General features: G+C 63.4%; 10 protein-coding genes. 6 read left to right on the forward strand and 4 right to left on the reverse strand.

The annotated features are described in order from the left end of the window. On the reverse strand, positions 1-548 hold a 548-nt coding region (locus HPA02_RS16420; protein WP_146804283.1), incomplete at its 3' end, for a DUF4214 domain-containing protein. 577 nt (positions 549-1,125) lie between these two features. Here HPA02_RS16420 and HPA02_RS16425 point away from each other — a divergent pair. Then, a complete protein-coding gene (locus HPA02_RS16425; RefSeq protein WP_146804284.1) occupies positions 1,126-6,867 on the forward strand; it encodes an Ig-like domain-containing protein in 5,742 nt (1,913 codons plus the stop codon). 78 nt (positions 6,868-6,945) lie between these two features. Here the strand turns inward: HPA02_RS16425 and HPA02_RS16430 are convergent, their stop codons facing one another. Together HPA02_RS16430 and HPA02_RS16435 are read right to left on the reverse strand one after the other, a co-directional pair. After that, positions 6,946-7,491 (reverse strand): FlgO family outer membrane protein, encoded by a 546-nt coding sequence (locus HPA02_RS16430; protein WP_232341138.1) that lies wholly within the window; start codon positions 7,489-7,491, stop codon positions 6,946-6,948. 4 nt (positions 7,492-7,495) lie between these two features. Then, positions 7,496-8,194, reverse strand: coding sequence for a hypothetical protein (locus HPA02_RS16435; protein ID WP_244945953.1), 699 nt, complete (start codon positions 8,192-8,194; stop codon positions 7,496-7,498). Between the two features lie 125 nt (positions 8,195-8,319). Here HPA02_RS16435 and HPA02_RS16440 point away from each other — a divergent pair, with 125 nt between their 5' ends. Further along, complete coding sequence (locus tag HPA02_RS16440) at positions 8,320-9,579, forward strand: O-antigen ligase family protein (RefSeq protein ID WP_244945954.1); 1,260 nt, start codon at positions 8,320-8,322, stop codon at positions 9,577-9,579. Here the strand turns inward: HPA02_RS16440 and HPA02_RS16445 are convergent. Continuing rightward, positions 9,567-10,664 (reverse strand): glycosyltransferase, encoded by a 1,098-nt coding sequence (locus tag HPA02_RS16445; RefSeq protein ID WP_186810015.1) that lies wholly within the window; start codon positions 10,662-10,664, stop codon positions 9,567-9,569. The two genes, HPA02_RS16440 and HPA02_RS16445, sit on opposite strands and share 13 nt — an antisense overlap. Before the next feature lie 205 nt (positions 10,665-10,869). Here HPA02_RS16445 and HPA02_RS16450 point away from each other — a divergent pair, with 205 nt between their 5' ends. From HPA02_RS16450 to HPA02_RS16465, 4 genes are all read left to right on the forward strand, one after another. Continuing rightward, positions 10,870-12,279 carry an MBL fold metallo-hydrolase RNA specificity domain-containing protein gene (locus tag HPA02_RS16450; RefSeq protein WP_146804286.1) on the forward strand — a complete coding sequence of 470 codons (1,410 nt, stop codon included), beginning with the start codon at positions 10,870-10,872 and terminating at the stop codon, positions 12,277-12,279. 180 nt (positions 12,280-12,459) lie between these two features. After that, a complete protein-coding gene (locus HPA02_RS16455) occupies positions 12,460-14,250 on the forward strand; it encodes a type I secretion system permease/ATPase (protein WP_146804287.1) in 1,791 nt (596 codons plus the stop codon). Beyond that, positions 14,234-15,607: an HlyD family type I secretion periplasmic adaptor subunit gene (locus HPA02_RS16460; RefSeq protein ID WP_146804288.1), complete on the forward strand. Its 1,374-nt coding sequence runs from the start codon at positions 14,234-14,236 to the stop codon at positions 15,605-15,607. The genes HPA02_RS16455 and HPA02_RS16460 overlap by 17 nt, the downstream gene beginning before the upstream one ends. Before the next feature lie 39 nt (positions 15,608-15,646). Next, positions 15,647-16,318, forward strand: coding sequence for a LuxR C-terminal-related transcriptional regulator (locus HPA02_RS16465; protein WP_146804289.1), 672 nt, complete (start codon positions 15,647-15,649; stop codon positions 16,316-16,318). Positions 16,319-16,439: the final 121 nt, after the last annotated feature.

Below are 16,439 nucleotides of genomic sequence, written 5' to 3' on the forward strand. Positions count from 1 at the left end.
TCATCGGGTACCTCTCCCTGATCATCGAGGTAGTCGTCCGGGTTCAGCCCCAGGGCAATTAAGGCTTCCTTGACGCTTTCGATGGTGGCGTCGACCTGAGCGAGAAACTCACGGGCGTTGTTAGCATCGACGATGCTGTCGTAGTCGATGGCACCCTGGTCTACCAGCGTAGAGAAAACATTGCTGATGAACTTCTTATGAAGCAGCGTCTGCTCGTCGATACCCTGAGCACCGCCCAGCACGGTGATGGCGATTTCGGAGAGGGTGAGCTCCCCATTCTCTAGCAGGTTGGTATAGAAGTTCAGGCCCAGTTCGTCGGCATCGCGATTGAAGACTTGCTGGAAGATGTTGTTAACCAACACCTCGTTGCTAAGTCCACCAAAGCGAACATTGAACTCTTCGCTCATGCCGAAGGGATTGATGATCGAAGCAATGTTGCCACCTTGCTGCACGAGCTGATTGGCCCAGAAGTTCAGGCCGGCGGGGTCTCCGGGGCGTCCGTAGTAAGCGATATAGACATCCTGAACGCGATCCATGGCACTGGACATGATCTTTCTCCTTGATTCATCGCCGTAGGGCAAAGTTGCGTAGCAATGGGCCTGACCTTCACGGCGTGACTCGTCAGCCTCGAGTCGGGTCCCTGCTGATGAGGCTAGGGCGCTCTTTCTTGTAGGTGTCGAGCGTGAGCGCAGCCTGTGCGACTACTATAGGTAGTTCGGCGTGGACCGCCGAATGCAGGTGTCTGCTAGGTGGTTGAAAAACAAACAAAAAATTGAATCGTCGCGATGATCGTATCTTGCTGATATTTCGATGTTTTTTAATTTAGTGAGATACATGCTTTCAAGGTGGTAAGCTTTTGCCTACGCTTGGTCTGGTCATTTACTTGCCATTTCTGTCCCTGATGATGGCGAGCCAAAGGCGAGATGCCTGCCATCTAGGGGGCTGCCGTGGTCGCTCTGGCCAGTGGTGGATCAGGAAGTGCTTGGCTAGGCACCATCGACTCTGGCGGATGGCAGGAGCCGCAACAGGCTTTAGACAGCCGGTGGGTGGGTACTAGACACCATCGGTGATGGAAACTGAGTCGCTGTGCCGCGTTCACAGGCCGAATGACAATAAGAGGTGCTCATGCAAATTGGTGATACTCGGTATAACGTTGAGGTCGATGGCGCCGTCGACGGTTATCTCTACGGCGTCGATCGTGTCGGGGATCTGCTCTACGTGACGTATGGAAGCGCTGCCGGGGTCAAGGTGGTTGCGGTCTCTCCCGATGGCACCACCACCGAGGTGCCTTCTCCCAGTATCAGCCCGAAGACCAACGATGATTCCGATACCATCGTCTACACGGGGTTGTCGGACGGAAATATTCTGGTCACCTGGTACAGTAGCTCGAGTGGCAAAGGCTTTACCGACACCTATTTCAAGGTGATCGACGATAGTGGCCAGGAGATCGTGGGGGCGACGAAGATCAACTCCGAGGCCGGATCCTTGAATCGCTTCACGGAAGTGGCCGAGCTGTCGGATGGCAACCTGGCATTCGTGTGGGCCACCAGTGGCTCGAACTATGCGATGCGTCGTTTCGAGCCAGATGGCACGCCGGTCGATGCTGACCAGCTATCGGTGACCTCCCTGGCTGGGGTCAGCGGTTCGCAGTACTCCCACCAGATTGCGGCCAGTGACGGTGGTTTCATCATTACCTGGGACGCTTATGACTACAACAGTTACCTGGGGATGTTGTTCGACAATGCGTCCAGTACTCCTACCCAAGTAGGCGGCCAGAATCGCTTCGAAATTGGTGACAGCATCGCCAAGGGAAACGCCACCCAATATGTCGAGACGTTGCCCAATGGAAATTACCTTGTGTTGTTCAAGGGGGCGACCGGAGACAGCAGTACGCGGGATGTTCGCTTCCAGATATATGACGATAACGGTACGGCGGTATTGTCCAGTGATGCCGTGATCGGTGGAATGAACTCCTGGGGGGGGTTCTCCGAACCGATTGTGCTCGAAGATAGGCTGGTAGTGAGTTACAGCTATGTAGACTATAACACCGACCCGACTACTATCGAGCGTTATCTGGTCAGCTACGACTTTGATGGCAACCTGATCGAGGACCTTTCCTCCAGTTTGCCTTCCACACAGGCGGAATATGGCGATGCTCAGGCATTCCTGGACGTGGATGGCAACCTGTCCTGGGCAATCAACGATGACGATACCGCGGGTGATGATTACGATATTTGGCTGCTGCGCCAGGCCGATGTAATACCCGAGGGAGGCACGCCGAATCAAGCGCCTTCACTGACCGGGACCACGGATACCCTGCAGTTGGATGATGACGCGACGGGGGCGCCTTTCGCTACCCTCTCCTTCGAAGACGCGGATGGTGACGGCGGTTCGATCATCATTACTTATGAGGCGGCAAACGGCGAGCTTTCCGGTGAAGGATTGAGCGGAGAAGCGGGTCAATACACACTCAGTGGTGCCAATCCAGCCGAACTTACCAGTCGCCTGCGTGCCTTGGAGTTTATTCCGACGGAGAACCAGATAGCGCCCGGAGAGGTACAAGAAACCAGCTTCTCACTGACACCGAATGACGGCAGTACGAGCGGCACCGCGCTGGTCGGCATCAAGGCTCAGGTGACTTCGATCAATGACGCTCCTACGGCCAGTTTGGCGGGGGGAGACGTGGTCCAGGCGCAGGCCGGCTCGACCGACCATACCCTTACCGTGACCTATGAAGATGTCGACAGTACCGTGGATGCAGCTTCATTGGGGGTCGATGATATCCAGGTCACCAAGGGTGGTCAGTCGCTGGTGATTACCGACATGACTATCGACAGCGGGGGGGGCACGGCCACCACTCAGGTGACGTACACGCTGGCGGCTCCTGGTGGCAGTTGGGATGATGCCGATAATGGTACCTACGCCGTGACCCTGGTTGACTCGGCCGTAGTGGACGAGCTCGGGCTGGGTGTGGCCGAGGCGTCGCTTGGCAGTTTTCAGGTCAGCCTGGACACCACCGCGCCGGCGATACCGGGTGTGCCATCCTTGGCCGCAGGCGAGGATAGCGGACGCTCCGATAGCGATGGCGTCATTTCCAGTCCGACGCCGACCCTCGAGGGCAGTGGCGTCGAACCTGGTGCCACGCTCACCCTGAGCAGTGATCGCGATGGCGTGATCGGTACCGCGCTGGCGGATGGCACCGGAAGCTGGAGCCTGACGTTGCCCTCGGCGCTTGCCGATGGTGCCCATCAGATAACGGTGACAGCCACCGATACCGCAAGCAATGTCAGTGGTGCCTCCGCGGCCTTGGCATTGACCGTGGACAGCCAGGCCCCGGCACGGCCGGATGCGCCGTCGCTGGCCAATGGTGTCGATAGCGGTGTCTCGGAAAGCGATAATCTGACACAGCAGCTGCGGCCGGTGTTGCAGGGCAACGCCGAGCCCGATGCCTTGATTACCGTGACCAGTGATCGCGACGGTGAACTGGGGACGGTATTGGCCGATGCTACCGGGGCCTGGACGTTCACTCCTTCGGCCGATCTCAGCGAAGGTGAGCACTCGCTAAACGTGGTGGCCAGCGACCTGGCGGGCAACGCCAGTCAGGCGTCGGTTGCCTTGGTCGCGACCATCGATGCGACGGCGCCATCCCTGGATCCTGTGGCTTCGTCGCCGGCCAATGGGGCGCTACCGGTGGCCGTTGATAGCGACCTGGAACTGGCGTTCTCCGAGGCCGTGCATTTCATTGGCGGAAGCATTCGTCTGGTGGCCGACGCGAGTGGGACTACGGTGGCCAGTTGGACTCCCGCCGATGTGGGGGGCTCGGTCAGCGGCGAAGGCAGCGATCGACTGACCCTGACGCCGCCGTCGTCTCTCGAGGCCGAGACTCGCTACCGCATCGAGATCGACGCCGGTGCCCTGGTGGATGGCGCGGGTAATGCCCTGGCCGGTGTCGGCGACGGTACCCTGGAGTTCACCAGTGAGGTGCCCGGGGCGCTTTACACCAATGCTGCCGGCTTCGATACCAGCGATGGTACCGGCATCCTCGGCGGAGCCAGCGTGGATGATGGTGATAACACCATTATCGTCACCGACCATGAACACCTGGTGGGGGCGACGCTAGACGGCGGTGGCGGCAGCAACCGAGTGATACTGTCCGATAGCAGTCAGGCAGACTTTTCTGCGGCAGCGTTGGTGGCCAATATTGCCAGCGTTGAGGTGGCCGGCAGTGGGAGTTTCCAGGTGGCCTTCGGTGCTGCCAGTGGCTGGACGGGCCTTTCCAGCTTCCAGGGCAATGGCGAGACTTCGCTGGGTCTGTCGCTGGGCCATGCCATTGACCTGACCGGACAAACGCTCTCGGGCATCAAACGGCTCGATGTGGAGACCGGAGGGCAACCACTGACGCTGAGTGGCGACCAACTGAGTGTGCTCAATGCCGCCAGTGGCTCGCTGAATGCGGCGGGCGGCATCGAGCTGCATGTGGTCGGGGCCGAGGCCGACACCTCGCAGATGGCACTGGTCCTCAATGGGTTTGATCAGATATCCATGCGGGATGCCGGTAACACCACGCTGTTAATCGAGCCGGTGCAACTGCTGTTTGGTGGAACTTACCATACCCTCGACACTGCGGGTTCCGATGTTCTGCGCAGCCAGGACGCGCAGCTCGATTTCTCCTTCGCTACCTTGGCCGGCTGGGATACGCTGGAAAACACTCAGTCTGGTGCCGCTACCACTCGGTTAACGGCGGCGCAGCTCTCGGGGGACCTCGAGACCATTGCTCATGCCGATGCCGACGGCGCGGATATCCTCGAAGTGAGCGGGGCGGTGGTAGATCTGACCGGGCTGACCTTTACCCATCTCGACACCCTGTCACTGCTCGATTCCAATGCCACTCTGCGCCTCGATAGCGTGGAAGCGGCACAGTTTTCTACGCTTCAGGCAGCTGGCGCCGGCACCGAGATCCTGCAAAGTGCAGCCGCTAGCCTGGACCTGAGCGAGGTCAGTCAGATCAGCGGGTTCGAGGCGCTGGAGACCACCCATGCCGGGGATGCCACCCTGAGCGTGGCGGATGCCGATCAATTTGCCATTTACCGTGCCCAGGCCGGTTTCGAGAACACCCTGCGCAGCGGTGCCACCGAGTTCGATCTGACCGGCCTGACGCTGCAGCATATTTCGCGCTTCGCTACCACGAATGCTGACGGCACTGTCTTCACCGGTACGGTCAATGCCGAGACCCTGATCGGCGGAGACGGCGACGATGTGTTTGCGGGTGGTGGTGGCGCGGATACCCTAACGGGGGGCGCGGGAGCGGATCGCTTTATGGCCGCCGATGGCCTCACCATCAGTGATTTCTCGAGCGAGGACACGCTACGGGTGGCCGGAGCCGCCGGGATCACCGCTGACCAACTCGCTTTTACCGGTGGTGTGCTGACCATCGATACCAATGCCGATGGCGATGTGACTAGCGTCGACCCATCCGACCTGATCGAGGTGAACCTGGGCAGCCTGAGGGGGCGCTTCCAGGTAACCGACGCCGGAGCCGATGCCGATATTACCTTCACTCCATCCAGCGGTGGGGGGAGTACGCCGACGCCCGAGCCTCCTCAGGAGGATGGCGCCAGCGTGTCACGCGAGAATCAGGGCGGTCAGTCGATAGTGACAGTCGAGCCGATATCTCCGGAACGCGAGGATGACCCGGATACGCCCAATGGCAACCTGGCGGATATCGTCCTGGCGGAAGATGCGGGAGGAGTACCGGCATTGCAGATAGGTTTGCCCGTCGGGGTGGGGCTGCGGAGCGAGGGTACCTCTGGTCGCCAGTCTCGTGATGACGCCCTGGCCGATCTGATCGGACGTATCGAGGCCAAGACCGAGGATGATGTGGGGCAGCGCGAGGAGATGACCGGCATTGGTCGTAGTTTCCTGGATGCCCTACCAACTGATGCTTCCATCCTGGTACGCACGGTGACGCCCAGCATCGCGGAGGGAACCTCATCCGTCGGTCCGCTGGTGATTTCGGGGGCGACGGCAAGCGATCGTCAGGAAGCGCTGGTGATCGATGTCAGCCAGCTGCCGCGCGGTACCGTGTTACGCCTCGAGGACGTCGAGTTTGCCGCCATCGTTGGCGAGGCTCGCGTGATAGGTGGTAGCGGGGCGAACACCGTGGTGGGTGACGACAGCGCTCAGGTGATCGTACTGGGTGAGGATGATGACATTCTCTACGGCGGTGGCGGTGATGACACCGTCGGCTCCAAGGGCGGGGATGATCGCCTCTTCGGGGGTAACGGCAACGACGAGTTGTTTGGCGGTGCCGGCGCCGACCTGCTGCATGGTGGCCGTGACGACGACCTGGCGAGCTATGAGGGCAACCGCGACGATTATCTCGTGACTCAGGAGCATGGGGTGATCACCGTGACCCTGAAAGAGGACCCCAGCGATGTGGACACCCTGGTCAATATCGAGACACTGAGCTTCGCTGATGGCGAGGAGCGCCTTACCTATGACGATGACCTGGCATGGATCACCGGCCTTTATGCCCAGGTACTGGGGCGTCAGGCGGATGTCGGTGGGGTGCAGTATTGGGCTCAGCGACACGCTGAGGGCATGAGCGAGGCCGATATGGCCATCTCGTTCATGGCGTCCACGGAGAGCGGGCAACGCCTCAGCGTGCAGGAGGAAGGTATCGATGCCGTGCTGGATACCCTCTACCAGTCGCTGTTGGGTCGGGAGGGCGACGCCGAAGGGCATGCATACTGGGCAGACAGGCTCGCATCCGGTGTGGCGGTTGAGGAGGTCGTAGCGAGTTTTGTGGGCTCCGAAGAGATGCGGACACATGATCTCTCGGCGCAGCAGTGGGACTTTATCGCCTGAGCCTGAGCGCTCTGCATTTGATCCCATTAGGCCGGCACCGAATCTCGGTGCCGGCCTTTTTCGCAGTTCCTCGCGGTGTTACCAGCCGCCCCCCAGCATGGCGCGCAGGTCGTTATCGATGGGCAGGGTCAAGCTGGTGCTGCCCAGCACCATGGCGTCGCTGGCGCGTACGATGCGTGCGCTGATATAGACGGTGTTCTCGCCCTGGGCATAGGTGCCCATCAGGATGGAACGCGCGTTGTGTTCCTGGCTCAGGCGTTGCACCTGGCGCGAGAGGATCAGCTCGCCGACGTTCTCCTCGATAAACAGGCTGTCGCGCATCTTGACCTCGCGGACCTGCATGCCGGCCTGGGCCAGCGACGAGGCGAACAGCTCCGAGGCGATGCGACCCAGGGTCGAGGATTGCGCCAAGTTGTCGATGCTGACGAAAGTAGCGGCGATCATCGGGCTGTAGCGGGTGGCCTCGGGGTTGGCCTCCAGCAGCCGCTGGGTAGCCGCTTCGACGCGCTCGGGCAGGGTCGGCGGGGGGGGCGCACTGCCGCCGGAATTGCCTAACTGGGCGCAGGCACTCAGTCCGAGAGCGATCAGCAGCAGGATGCAGTGGCGAAAGGCTCGAAAGGTCATGGGCTTACCACTCATTGGAGATCGAAACGCTGGGCAGAACCGGTTCATCGCGGTGGTCGGGGGCCGCGTAGTGGCGGCTATCCCCTTCGTTGATGTAGTAGAGCTGCGATGAGGAGTAGAGGATGCGATCATGGTCGATGGCGCGAGTGGTGATGATCACTTCCTGATCACTGCGTGCCACCCAGCTGCCACTGATGACGTCGGCGCCGGCGGCGGCCGGGATAAGCGCCAGGGCCGGCTCGCGCCATTGATTGATGGGCAAGGCCGCCACGGCGATGCCGGCCGCCACGGCGGTCAGGGCCCCATGGGGTGGGCGCAGGTAGCCGCGGTCATTGTGGGTGACGGCCTCAACATCGAAATCGACGCGAATGGCCGCCTCGGGGCGGGTGGTGACCCAGGCACCGCGGCGTACCAGGGCGCTGGTCAGCAGGGCATGAAAGCCGCGGGAGAACTCGCCGTCGTGCTCGTCGGCGACGAGATGCAGCGGCTGACCACGCAGGCGTTCGTTATCGAGGATCTGTTCGGCCTGGTGTTCGGCGAGGATCTCCCAGTGATGGGCGGCCTGCATACGCTGCTGTTCGCTGTAGGGGTAGCTGCTGGCCACCGGCGCCTGGGCCTGATAGCGGTAGAAGCAGCCGCTCAGCGCCAGGGCCAGCAGGAGGGGGAGGGCGTAGCGGAGTCGCTGCAGTCGTGGGAGTCGCACCTGAAATCCTCGATCATAAGTGTTCACTAAAGCGGTTATCGGCGCGACGAAAGACAACTTGAATACATAACCGCCTCCTCACCCTGTACTATTTCGCCTAGGTTTTTTCGCTTATCGGGGGCAACTTGCTGACCTTTCCTTCCTCTCCCTTGGGGCCTGGTCATATCACCAGCCTGGCGGCCTTCCTGCTGGCCGCCGTGGCCCTGATCCTGCCCAGCGGTTACTCGCTCGGGGCACTGGTGCTGGTGCTGATGGGTGTCTGGACGCTCGCGACCGGTCGTATCACGCCTCCCGGGCAGCCATCCTGGCTGGTGATCCTGGTGCTGGTGGCCTTTTCGGTGGTGGGCATAGTGACAGCCGTTCTGGATGGCCAGGGCTGGCGTGGCGTGGACAAGCCGCTGCGCCCGCTGCTGGCGGCGGTGGCACTGCTGGCGCTGCTGCGTTATCCCCCGCGTCTGGCCTGGGTCTGGTCGGGGGTGGCGCTGGGAGCCCTGGGAGCCGGTAGCTGGGCGACCTGGCAGAAGCTGGTCGTAGGGGTGGCTCGCGCCGAGGGACACACCTATGTGATTCAGTTCGGCAACCTGAGTATGCTGCTGGGGGTGCTGTGCCTGGCGGGGCTCGGCTTCGCGTATGGCCGGCGACATCGTCGTCTGTGGCTCGCCTTGATGCTGCTGGGCGCCGTAGCCGGCATTCTCGGCTCGCTGTTCTCCGGTAGTCGCGGTGGCTGGGTGGGCTTCCCGGTGATCCTGCTGGTGCTCTACCGGGGCTACGGAGACCGCCTGGCGACTCGCAGGAAGGCCGCCCTGGCGGTAGGCATCCTGGTGGCGGTTAGTGCCGTCTATCTGTTGCCGCAGACCGGGGTACAGCAGCGGGTGCATCAGGCCATCGACGATGTCTCGCGCTATGTCTCCGGCGAGAGCCAGACTAGCTCGGTGGGGGCGCGCTTCGAGATGTGGAAGGGGGCGTCGCGGTTGATCCTGGACAAGCCCCTGCTGGGCTGGGGAGACGACGGCTACCAGGCGGGCATGCAGGCGCTGGCCGAGGCGGACGTGATCCACCCGGGCGTCACCATCTATAGCCATGCGCACAACGAATTTATCGATACCTTCGCCAAGCAGGGGATCATCGGCCTGCTGGCCTTGCTGGCGCTTTACCTGGTGCCCATGAGGCTCTTCTCCCGCCGCCTCGAGGCCGCCGACCTGACACAGCGCTCGGTGGCGATTGCTGGTGTCCTGCTGCCGGTGGCCTATATCGACTTCGGCCTGTCACAGGCGTTTCTCAGCCATAACAGCGGCATCATGATGTACGGCTTCCTGCTGGTGGTGCTGTGGGCGAGCCACTGCCAACACGCTGGTGTTACCCAAGCGGTGGATCAGACCAGGTAGGGACGAAGCCGCTGCATCTCGTGCTCGACAGAAAAGTGCTCGTGACACTGCGCGATATTCTCCGGGCTGGGGGGCATGCCGCGTTGCCAGGCTTGCTCGATCGCGTCGCTCAATGCCACGACATCACCATCAGGTACCATCTCGAAGGCCAGGCCAAGCTCCCGCAGCTCGGGAAATACGGTATTTGCATAGCAAAACGCCGGTAGGCCAGTCGCCAGAGCCTCCACGAAGGCATTGCCGAACCCTTCGCCATGACTGGGGAACAGGAAGGCATGGTGCCGTGAATATTCGCGGTAAGGCGCGGCAACGAAACCGGCCAGGGTAACCGCGTCCTCCACGCCGAGCTCTTGGGCCAGCGATTCCAGGGCTTCGCGTTGGGGCCCTTCGCCGTAAAGGGTCAAGTGCGCGGGTATGCCGGCGTCACGAAGCCGAGCGATGACGCGAATGGCATCATCCTGCCCTTTGCCTTCGGCCAGGCGCCCCGTATGTGCCAGGCAGAGAAGGTCAATCGGGCCGCCTTTACTCGATACCTCGGGCAGGCTGTCGGGCGCGGGCAAACTGACGTGATTGACGAAACAGGCAGCCTTGCCGATGGGAAATAGTTCGGTGACGTTCTGGCGCAGGTGATCGCTGATACACCAGTGGCTGGTGACACGGGACCAGGTCAGTCGACGTATCCAATCCTTCTTGGGGGAGCGCTTGGTGGTGCCATGGCGAACAATAAAGCGCTGAATACCGGGCGTGAGGGAAAAATGGATCGACTTGATCTCCGACGAGCCGAGAAAGACCAGGTTGGTGATCTGATGAGCCCGCCAAAGCCGGCGCATGGCACGGATGGCCTGGAGGCTGAAACTGCCGCGAAAGTGAATTGGCGCGACCGCGATACCGTTCGCCTCGGCTTCACGGTGTAGCCAGGTGCCCTCACGTACGACCAGCAGCGCTCGCCCGAGGTGTTGGTTCAGGTTGCTGGCCATGCGCAGCGCATCCATCTCCATGCCGCCAGCGGATGGTGAGAAACATAGCACTGCCGTGGGCTGAATCGGGGCCCTCGAAGTGCTTTTCGCTGCTGTATCGGCGTGATTCAAATGCATTCTCCTGTATTCGATACACGATGGGTGGCTATTGTGAGTTTCCCGCAGCTGCTCAGGGACGGATGACGCATGCGGTTCCCCGGGGGAATGCCGCCGAGGGGGCGAGAATAGGCTATCGGGGGAAGCCATGAAAGCGATGTGAGCTGCCACCATCTCCAGTATGCTGAGGGGAAACCGGCGGCGAAGGGGGCTCGAGACCATGGCGACACTGACGTTTCTCGGTGCGGTGGGGGAGGTGACCGGCTCGCGTTATCTGCTCGAGGTGGATGGCAGCGAGGGCACGCGGAAACTGCTGCTGGAGTGCGGCATGCACCAGGGCGGAGGCGATGCCGACGAGCGCAATGCCCGGCCCTTCGGCAGGCTGGCCCGTGAGCTCTCGGCAGTGGTGATCTCCCACGGTCACCTGGATCACGCGGGGCTGCTGCCCAAGCTGGTGCGCGAGGGCTACCGGGGACCCATCCACTGCACCCGGGATACCCGCGACCTGCTGGAGATCATGCTGGCGGATGCGGCCTTCGTGATGGCCAAGGACGTGGAGTGGGAGAACCGCTGGCGGCACAAGGCCGACAAGCCGCTGCTGGAGCCCCTCTACGATACCGACGACGTGGAACAGACCCTGGCCCAGTGCGAGCCCCATCACTACGGCCAGCCGGTCAGCCTGCCGGGAGGCGTGACCCTGGTCTATCGCGATGCCGGGCATATCCTCGGCTCGGCGATCGTCGAGCTCAAGGTGCCCTCCGGGGGACGCGACCGGCGCCTGGTCTTCTCCGGCGACCTGGGCAACCCCGAGTCGGTGCTGATGGAGGACCCGGAGAAGGTCTTCGATGCGGACCTGGTGCTGATGGAGAGCACCTACGGCGATCGCGATCACCGCCCCCTGGATGAGACCCTGGAGGAGTTCGCCCGGGTGCTGGAGGAGGCCCACGCCGCCGGCGGCAATGTGCTGATTCCCGCCTTCGCGGTGGGGCGTACCCAGGAGGTGCTCTATCACCTTAGCGTGCTCTACCACGAGGGGCGCCTCAGGCAGCAACTGGTGTTCCTCGATAGCCCCATGGCCATTCGCGTCACCGAGCTCTATCAGAAGAAGCGCAAGTCGCTGAATGACGAGGACCTCAGGGTGCTCAACGTGGCCGCCCAGGGGGACCCCAGCCAGTACCTGCCGGTGTTGCGCCTGACCCGCAGCGTCGAGGAGTCCATGGCCATCAATCGCATCCATGGCGGCGCCATCATTATCGCCGGGGCCGGCATGTGCAACGGCGGACGGATCATCCATCACCTGCGCTATAACCTGGCCAAACCCAGCACGCGGGTGGTGATCGTCGGCTTCCAGGCCGCCGGCACCCGGGGGCGCCAGTTGGTGGATGGCGTCGAGCGGGTCAAGCTGTTCGGCGAGGAGGTCCCGGTCAAGGCGCGTATCCACACCATCGGCGGCTTCTCCGCCCATGCCGGCCAGAGCGAACTACTGGCCTGGGCCGGGGCCTTTCGCCAGCGGCCGCGTTTCTACCTGGTGCATGGCGAGCCCGGGGCCCAGCAGGCGCTGCGATCGGCCCTGGCCGCGGCCGGCATCGAGGCCGAGATCCCCGACTATGGGGACCGCATCGAGCTGTAGTCGCCGGGTATTCGAAGAGTCGATATTTCTTTTTTAGTAAATTGAATATTAAGGAGTTTTTCAGTTGTGTGGCTGGCTGGTGAAATGGCGGCGGGGGAACTAACGTAAGTAAGGTTGTCGTGTTTGTCGCATCACTTTTCCCCATGTACTCGAGCGTCACGCTCGCACCGGTGACCCCGCATGGCCAGTCAGGAGGAAGTCACGGACCTCAAGCAGGCGTTAGGCGTCTGCCGGGGGGGCTTCGCGTCGGTGGGCTTGTTCAGCCTGTTTATCAACCTGCTTATGCTGGTGCCGGCCATCTACATGTTGCAAGTCTACGACCGGGTCCTCTCCACCCGCAGCACCGAGACGCTGCTGATGCTGACCCTGGTGGTGGTCTTCCTGTTCGCGATCATGGCGGGGCTGGAGTTGGTTCGCTCGCGGATGCTGGTACGCATCGGCAACCGCCTCGACACCCTGCTCAATGGCCGCCTCTACCGAGCCATGTTCCGCCGTAGCCTGATGGGCAGCGGCGCCACCTCGGCCCAGCCCCTGGAAGACCTGTCCAGCCTGCGTCAGTTTCTCTCCGGCAGTGGCCTGCTGGCCTTCTTCGATGCGCCTTGGGTGCCCATCTATCTGGTAGTGCTCTTCCTCTTTCATCCCTGGCTGGGCCTCTTCGCCACCGCGGCCGGCCTGCTGCTGCTGGCCCTGGCGCTGGTCAGCGAGAGGCTCACCCAGCCCTTGCTGGCGGAGGCCCAGGGGGAGCATATCAAGGCCCGGGAGCTGGCGGCATCGAACCTGCGTAACGCCGAGGTGCTGCATGGCATGGGCATGTTGCCGGGCATCATGAATCGCTGGTCCCGGCGCCATCACCACTACCTGGCCGGGCTGTCCCGGGCCAACGACCGTGGCGAGGCCCTGGGCAATGTCTCTCGGGTGCTGCGCCTGCTGGCCCAATCGCTGATCCTGGGGCTGGGAGCCTGGCTGGTGCTGCGCGGCGAGATGACCCCGGGCATGATGATCGCCGGTGCCATCATCATGAGCCGCGCCCTGGCCCCCATCGATCGACTGATTTCCACCTGGAAGGGGTTCGTGGCCGCCCGCGGGGCCTACGGCCGCCTCGACACGCTCCTGAAGCAGAATCCCGCGGAGCCGGCGCGGATGTCGCTGCCCGCCCCGCGGGGCGAGATCCAGGTGGAGGGCGTCTCTGCTGCGCCCCCCGGCAGCCGCGTGCCGACCCTGCGGGGGCTCAACTTCGCGGTGGAAGCCGGAGAGCATATCGGCATCATCGGCCCCAGCGCCGCCGGCAAGTCGAGCCTGGCCCGGGTGCTGCTGGGCATCTGGCCGCCGCTGGCCGGCACGGCACGCCTCGACGGGGCCGATGTGGCGCAGTGGGATCGCGAGGAGCTGGGTCCCCATGTGGGCTACCTGCCCCAGGATATCGAGCTGTTCGAGGGCAGCATCGCCGAGAATATCGCTCGCTTCGGCGAGGTCGATACCCAGGCGGTGGTCGCCGCCGCCCGCAAGGCCGGGGTCCACGAGATGGTCCTGGCCCTGGCGGAGGGCTACGACACCCTGATCGGCCCCGGCGGCGCCGGTCTCTCCGGCGGCCAGCGTCAGCGTATCGGTCTGGCCCGGGCGCTCTATGGCAGCCCGGCGCTGGTGGTGCTCGACGAGCCCAACGCCAGCCTCGACGACCGCGGTGAATACGCCCTGCGCGCCGCCATGGCGAGCCTCAAGCGCGAGGGGGTCACCCTCTTCGTGATCAGCCACCGGACGCACCTGCTGAAGAGCATGGATAAGCTGATGCTGTTGCGTGACGGCCAGATCCAGCTGTTCGCCGCCTGTGACGAGGTCATGGCGCGCCTCACCGCCAAGCCGGCCGTCAGGGCGCCGCTGGCGTCGGGGCGTGTCACGGCGGTGGCCGGCGGGCGCCCCTCCCAGGTGCGGCCGGTGAGCGGAGGAGAGAACCAGGATGAATCGACTGGTTGAACGGGAGCCGGGGGAGCGCACGTCGGCGGTGGCCGAGCCTGCCGTGCTGGAGGGCGAGTATGAGGTGCGGGTACCGGTCACCTACCGTCGCTACCTCTATATCGGGCTGCTGGTGCTGTTGTTGGCGCTGGGTGGCTTCGGCGGCTGGGCCTTCAGTGCCAGCCTGGCGGTGGCGGTGGTGGCGCCGGGGCAGGTGGCCGTGGAGTCCTTCCGGCGGTCGGTGCAGCACCTGGAAGGCGGGATCGTCGGCGAGATCCTGGTCGCCGACGGGGATCGCGTCGAGGCCGGCCAGCCCCTGATCGTGATCGATGATGCCCGGGCTCGCTCCCAGTTGCAGATCGCCCGCACCCAGTACCTGGTGGGGCGGGCCACCGAGCTGCGCCTGCTGGCCGAGCAACGCGGCGACGAGACGCTGACCTTTCCCGACGCCCTGACCGGCAGCGACCTGTCCCGGGTACGCGAGATGCTCTCCGTGCAGCAGGCGCTCTTCGCCGCTCGTCGGGAATCCCTGCGTGGCACCCTGGCGGCACTCGACTCCCAGGCCGAGCAGATGCAGCGCCAGATCGCGGGGCTGGAGGAGATGGTCCCCTTGGGCGAGCGGCAACTGGCCTCGCTGAGCGGCGAGGCCAATGACCTGCGTGACCTCTTCCGGCGTGGCATGGTCGGCAACCAGCGGCTGCGTGAGGTGGAGCGAGATCGGCTGGAACTCGCCCGGGAGGTCGCCAGCTATCGCGCCGAGATCGGACGCCTGGGGGCCCAGATCAGCGAGACACGGGTACAGCGCGAGATCCGGATTCAGGAATTCCAGCGTGAGCTCGGCGAACAACTCCGCGAGGCCCAGGTCCAGGTGGCCGAGGCCGAGGAACGTATCGCCTCCCTGGCCGATCAGGTGGCGCGTACCACGGTCATGGCCCCGGTCGCGGGCATCGTCGTCGAGCGCCGGGTGCATTCGGTAGGGGACGTGGTGCGCCCCGGCGACCCCTTGCTGGATATCGTGCCGGTGGACGACAGCCTCCTCGTCGAGGCCCGGGTGCCGGACCGTGACATCGACCAGCTCTACCCCGGCCAGCCGGCGGAGATCCGCTTCACTGCCTTCAATCAGCGCACCACCCAGGTCATCGCGGCGCGGGTGATCTTCATCGATGCCGACAGCCAGGTGGACGAGGCCACGGGCGTACGCTTCTACCGGGTGCGGCTGAGGGTGACCGAAGAGGGGCGAGATAGGATGACCGAAGAGATGCAACTGCTCTCCGGAATGCCGGCGGAGGTGATGATTCATACCGGCGAGCGCACCTTCGCCAGTTATATCACCAAACCGATCACCGATATGCTGGCCCGAGCCATTCGTGAAGAGTAGTCCTGGCCAGGCGGTGGCAAAGGAAGGAGACGCTTTCATATGTTGCTGGAGAATCCACCGATTCACCTGGTGACCGAGTCGACGCCACAGTCCCAGCTATTCGCCGACTACCTGCATCGGCAACTGGAGTGCGCGGTGTCGCTGTTGACGCCACGGATGGTGGGCCGGCCTCGGGGGGAGAGCCGGCAACTGATCCTGCTGGATATCGACCACCTGGAGGAGGCGACCCTGCACGCCTGGCAGCTTCGCGCCGCCGAACTGCCCGATGCCTTCCTGGCCGCCTTCAACCTCTGCGACGAGGCCCAGGCGGTCGAGTTGCTCTCCAGCATGCATCTCCAGGGCATCTTCTATCGTAGCGACAGTCTCGAGCTGATCTGCAAGGGGCTGAGCCTGCTGCGAGAGGGGAAGCCTTGGTTGTCGCGCTCGCTGATGGCTCGCCTGCTGGAGTACTACCGGCAGCGCCAGCTCAATGTCTATCGCCCCACCTGCGGCCTGACCCAGCGCGAGCTGGAGATCATCGGCCTGCTGGGCGCGGGCGCCAGCAACCTGGAGATCGCCGACCGGCTCTTCGTCAGCGAGCATACCGTCAAGTCGCACCTCTACAACATCTTCCGCAAGATCGACGTGCATAGCCGCGGTCAGGCGATCAACTGGACCCGCCGCCACCTGGGCGCCCCGCCCCCGCTGCCCGAGCGCCGCTACCCGGAATAACCCACGCCCCGCTCTCCCGCGACCCCATGATGCTCGCCTCCAACCCGTTGGAGGCGTCTTCGGCCTATGCAACCCACCTAGGCTTTGTCTGAAAAGTCAGCGAGCGAAGGCCAGACAAGGC

Source organism: Bisbaumannia pacifica, assembly GCF_007989625.1.
GTDB lineage: Bacteria > Pseudomonadota > Gammaproteobacteria > Pseudomonadales > Halomonadaceae > Bisbaumannia > Bisbaumannia pacifica.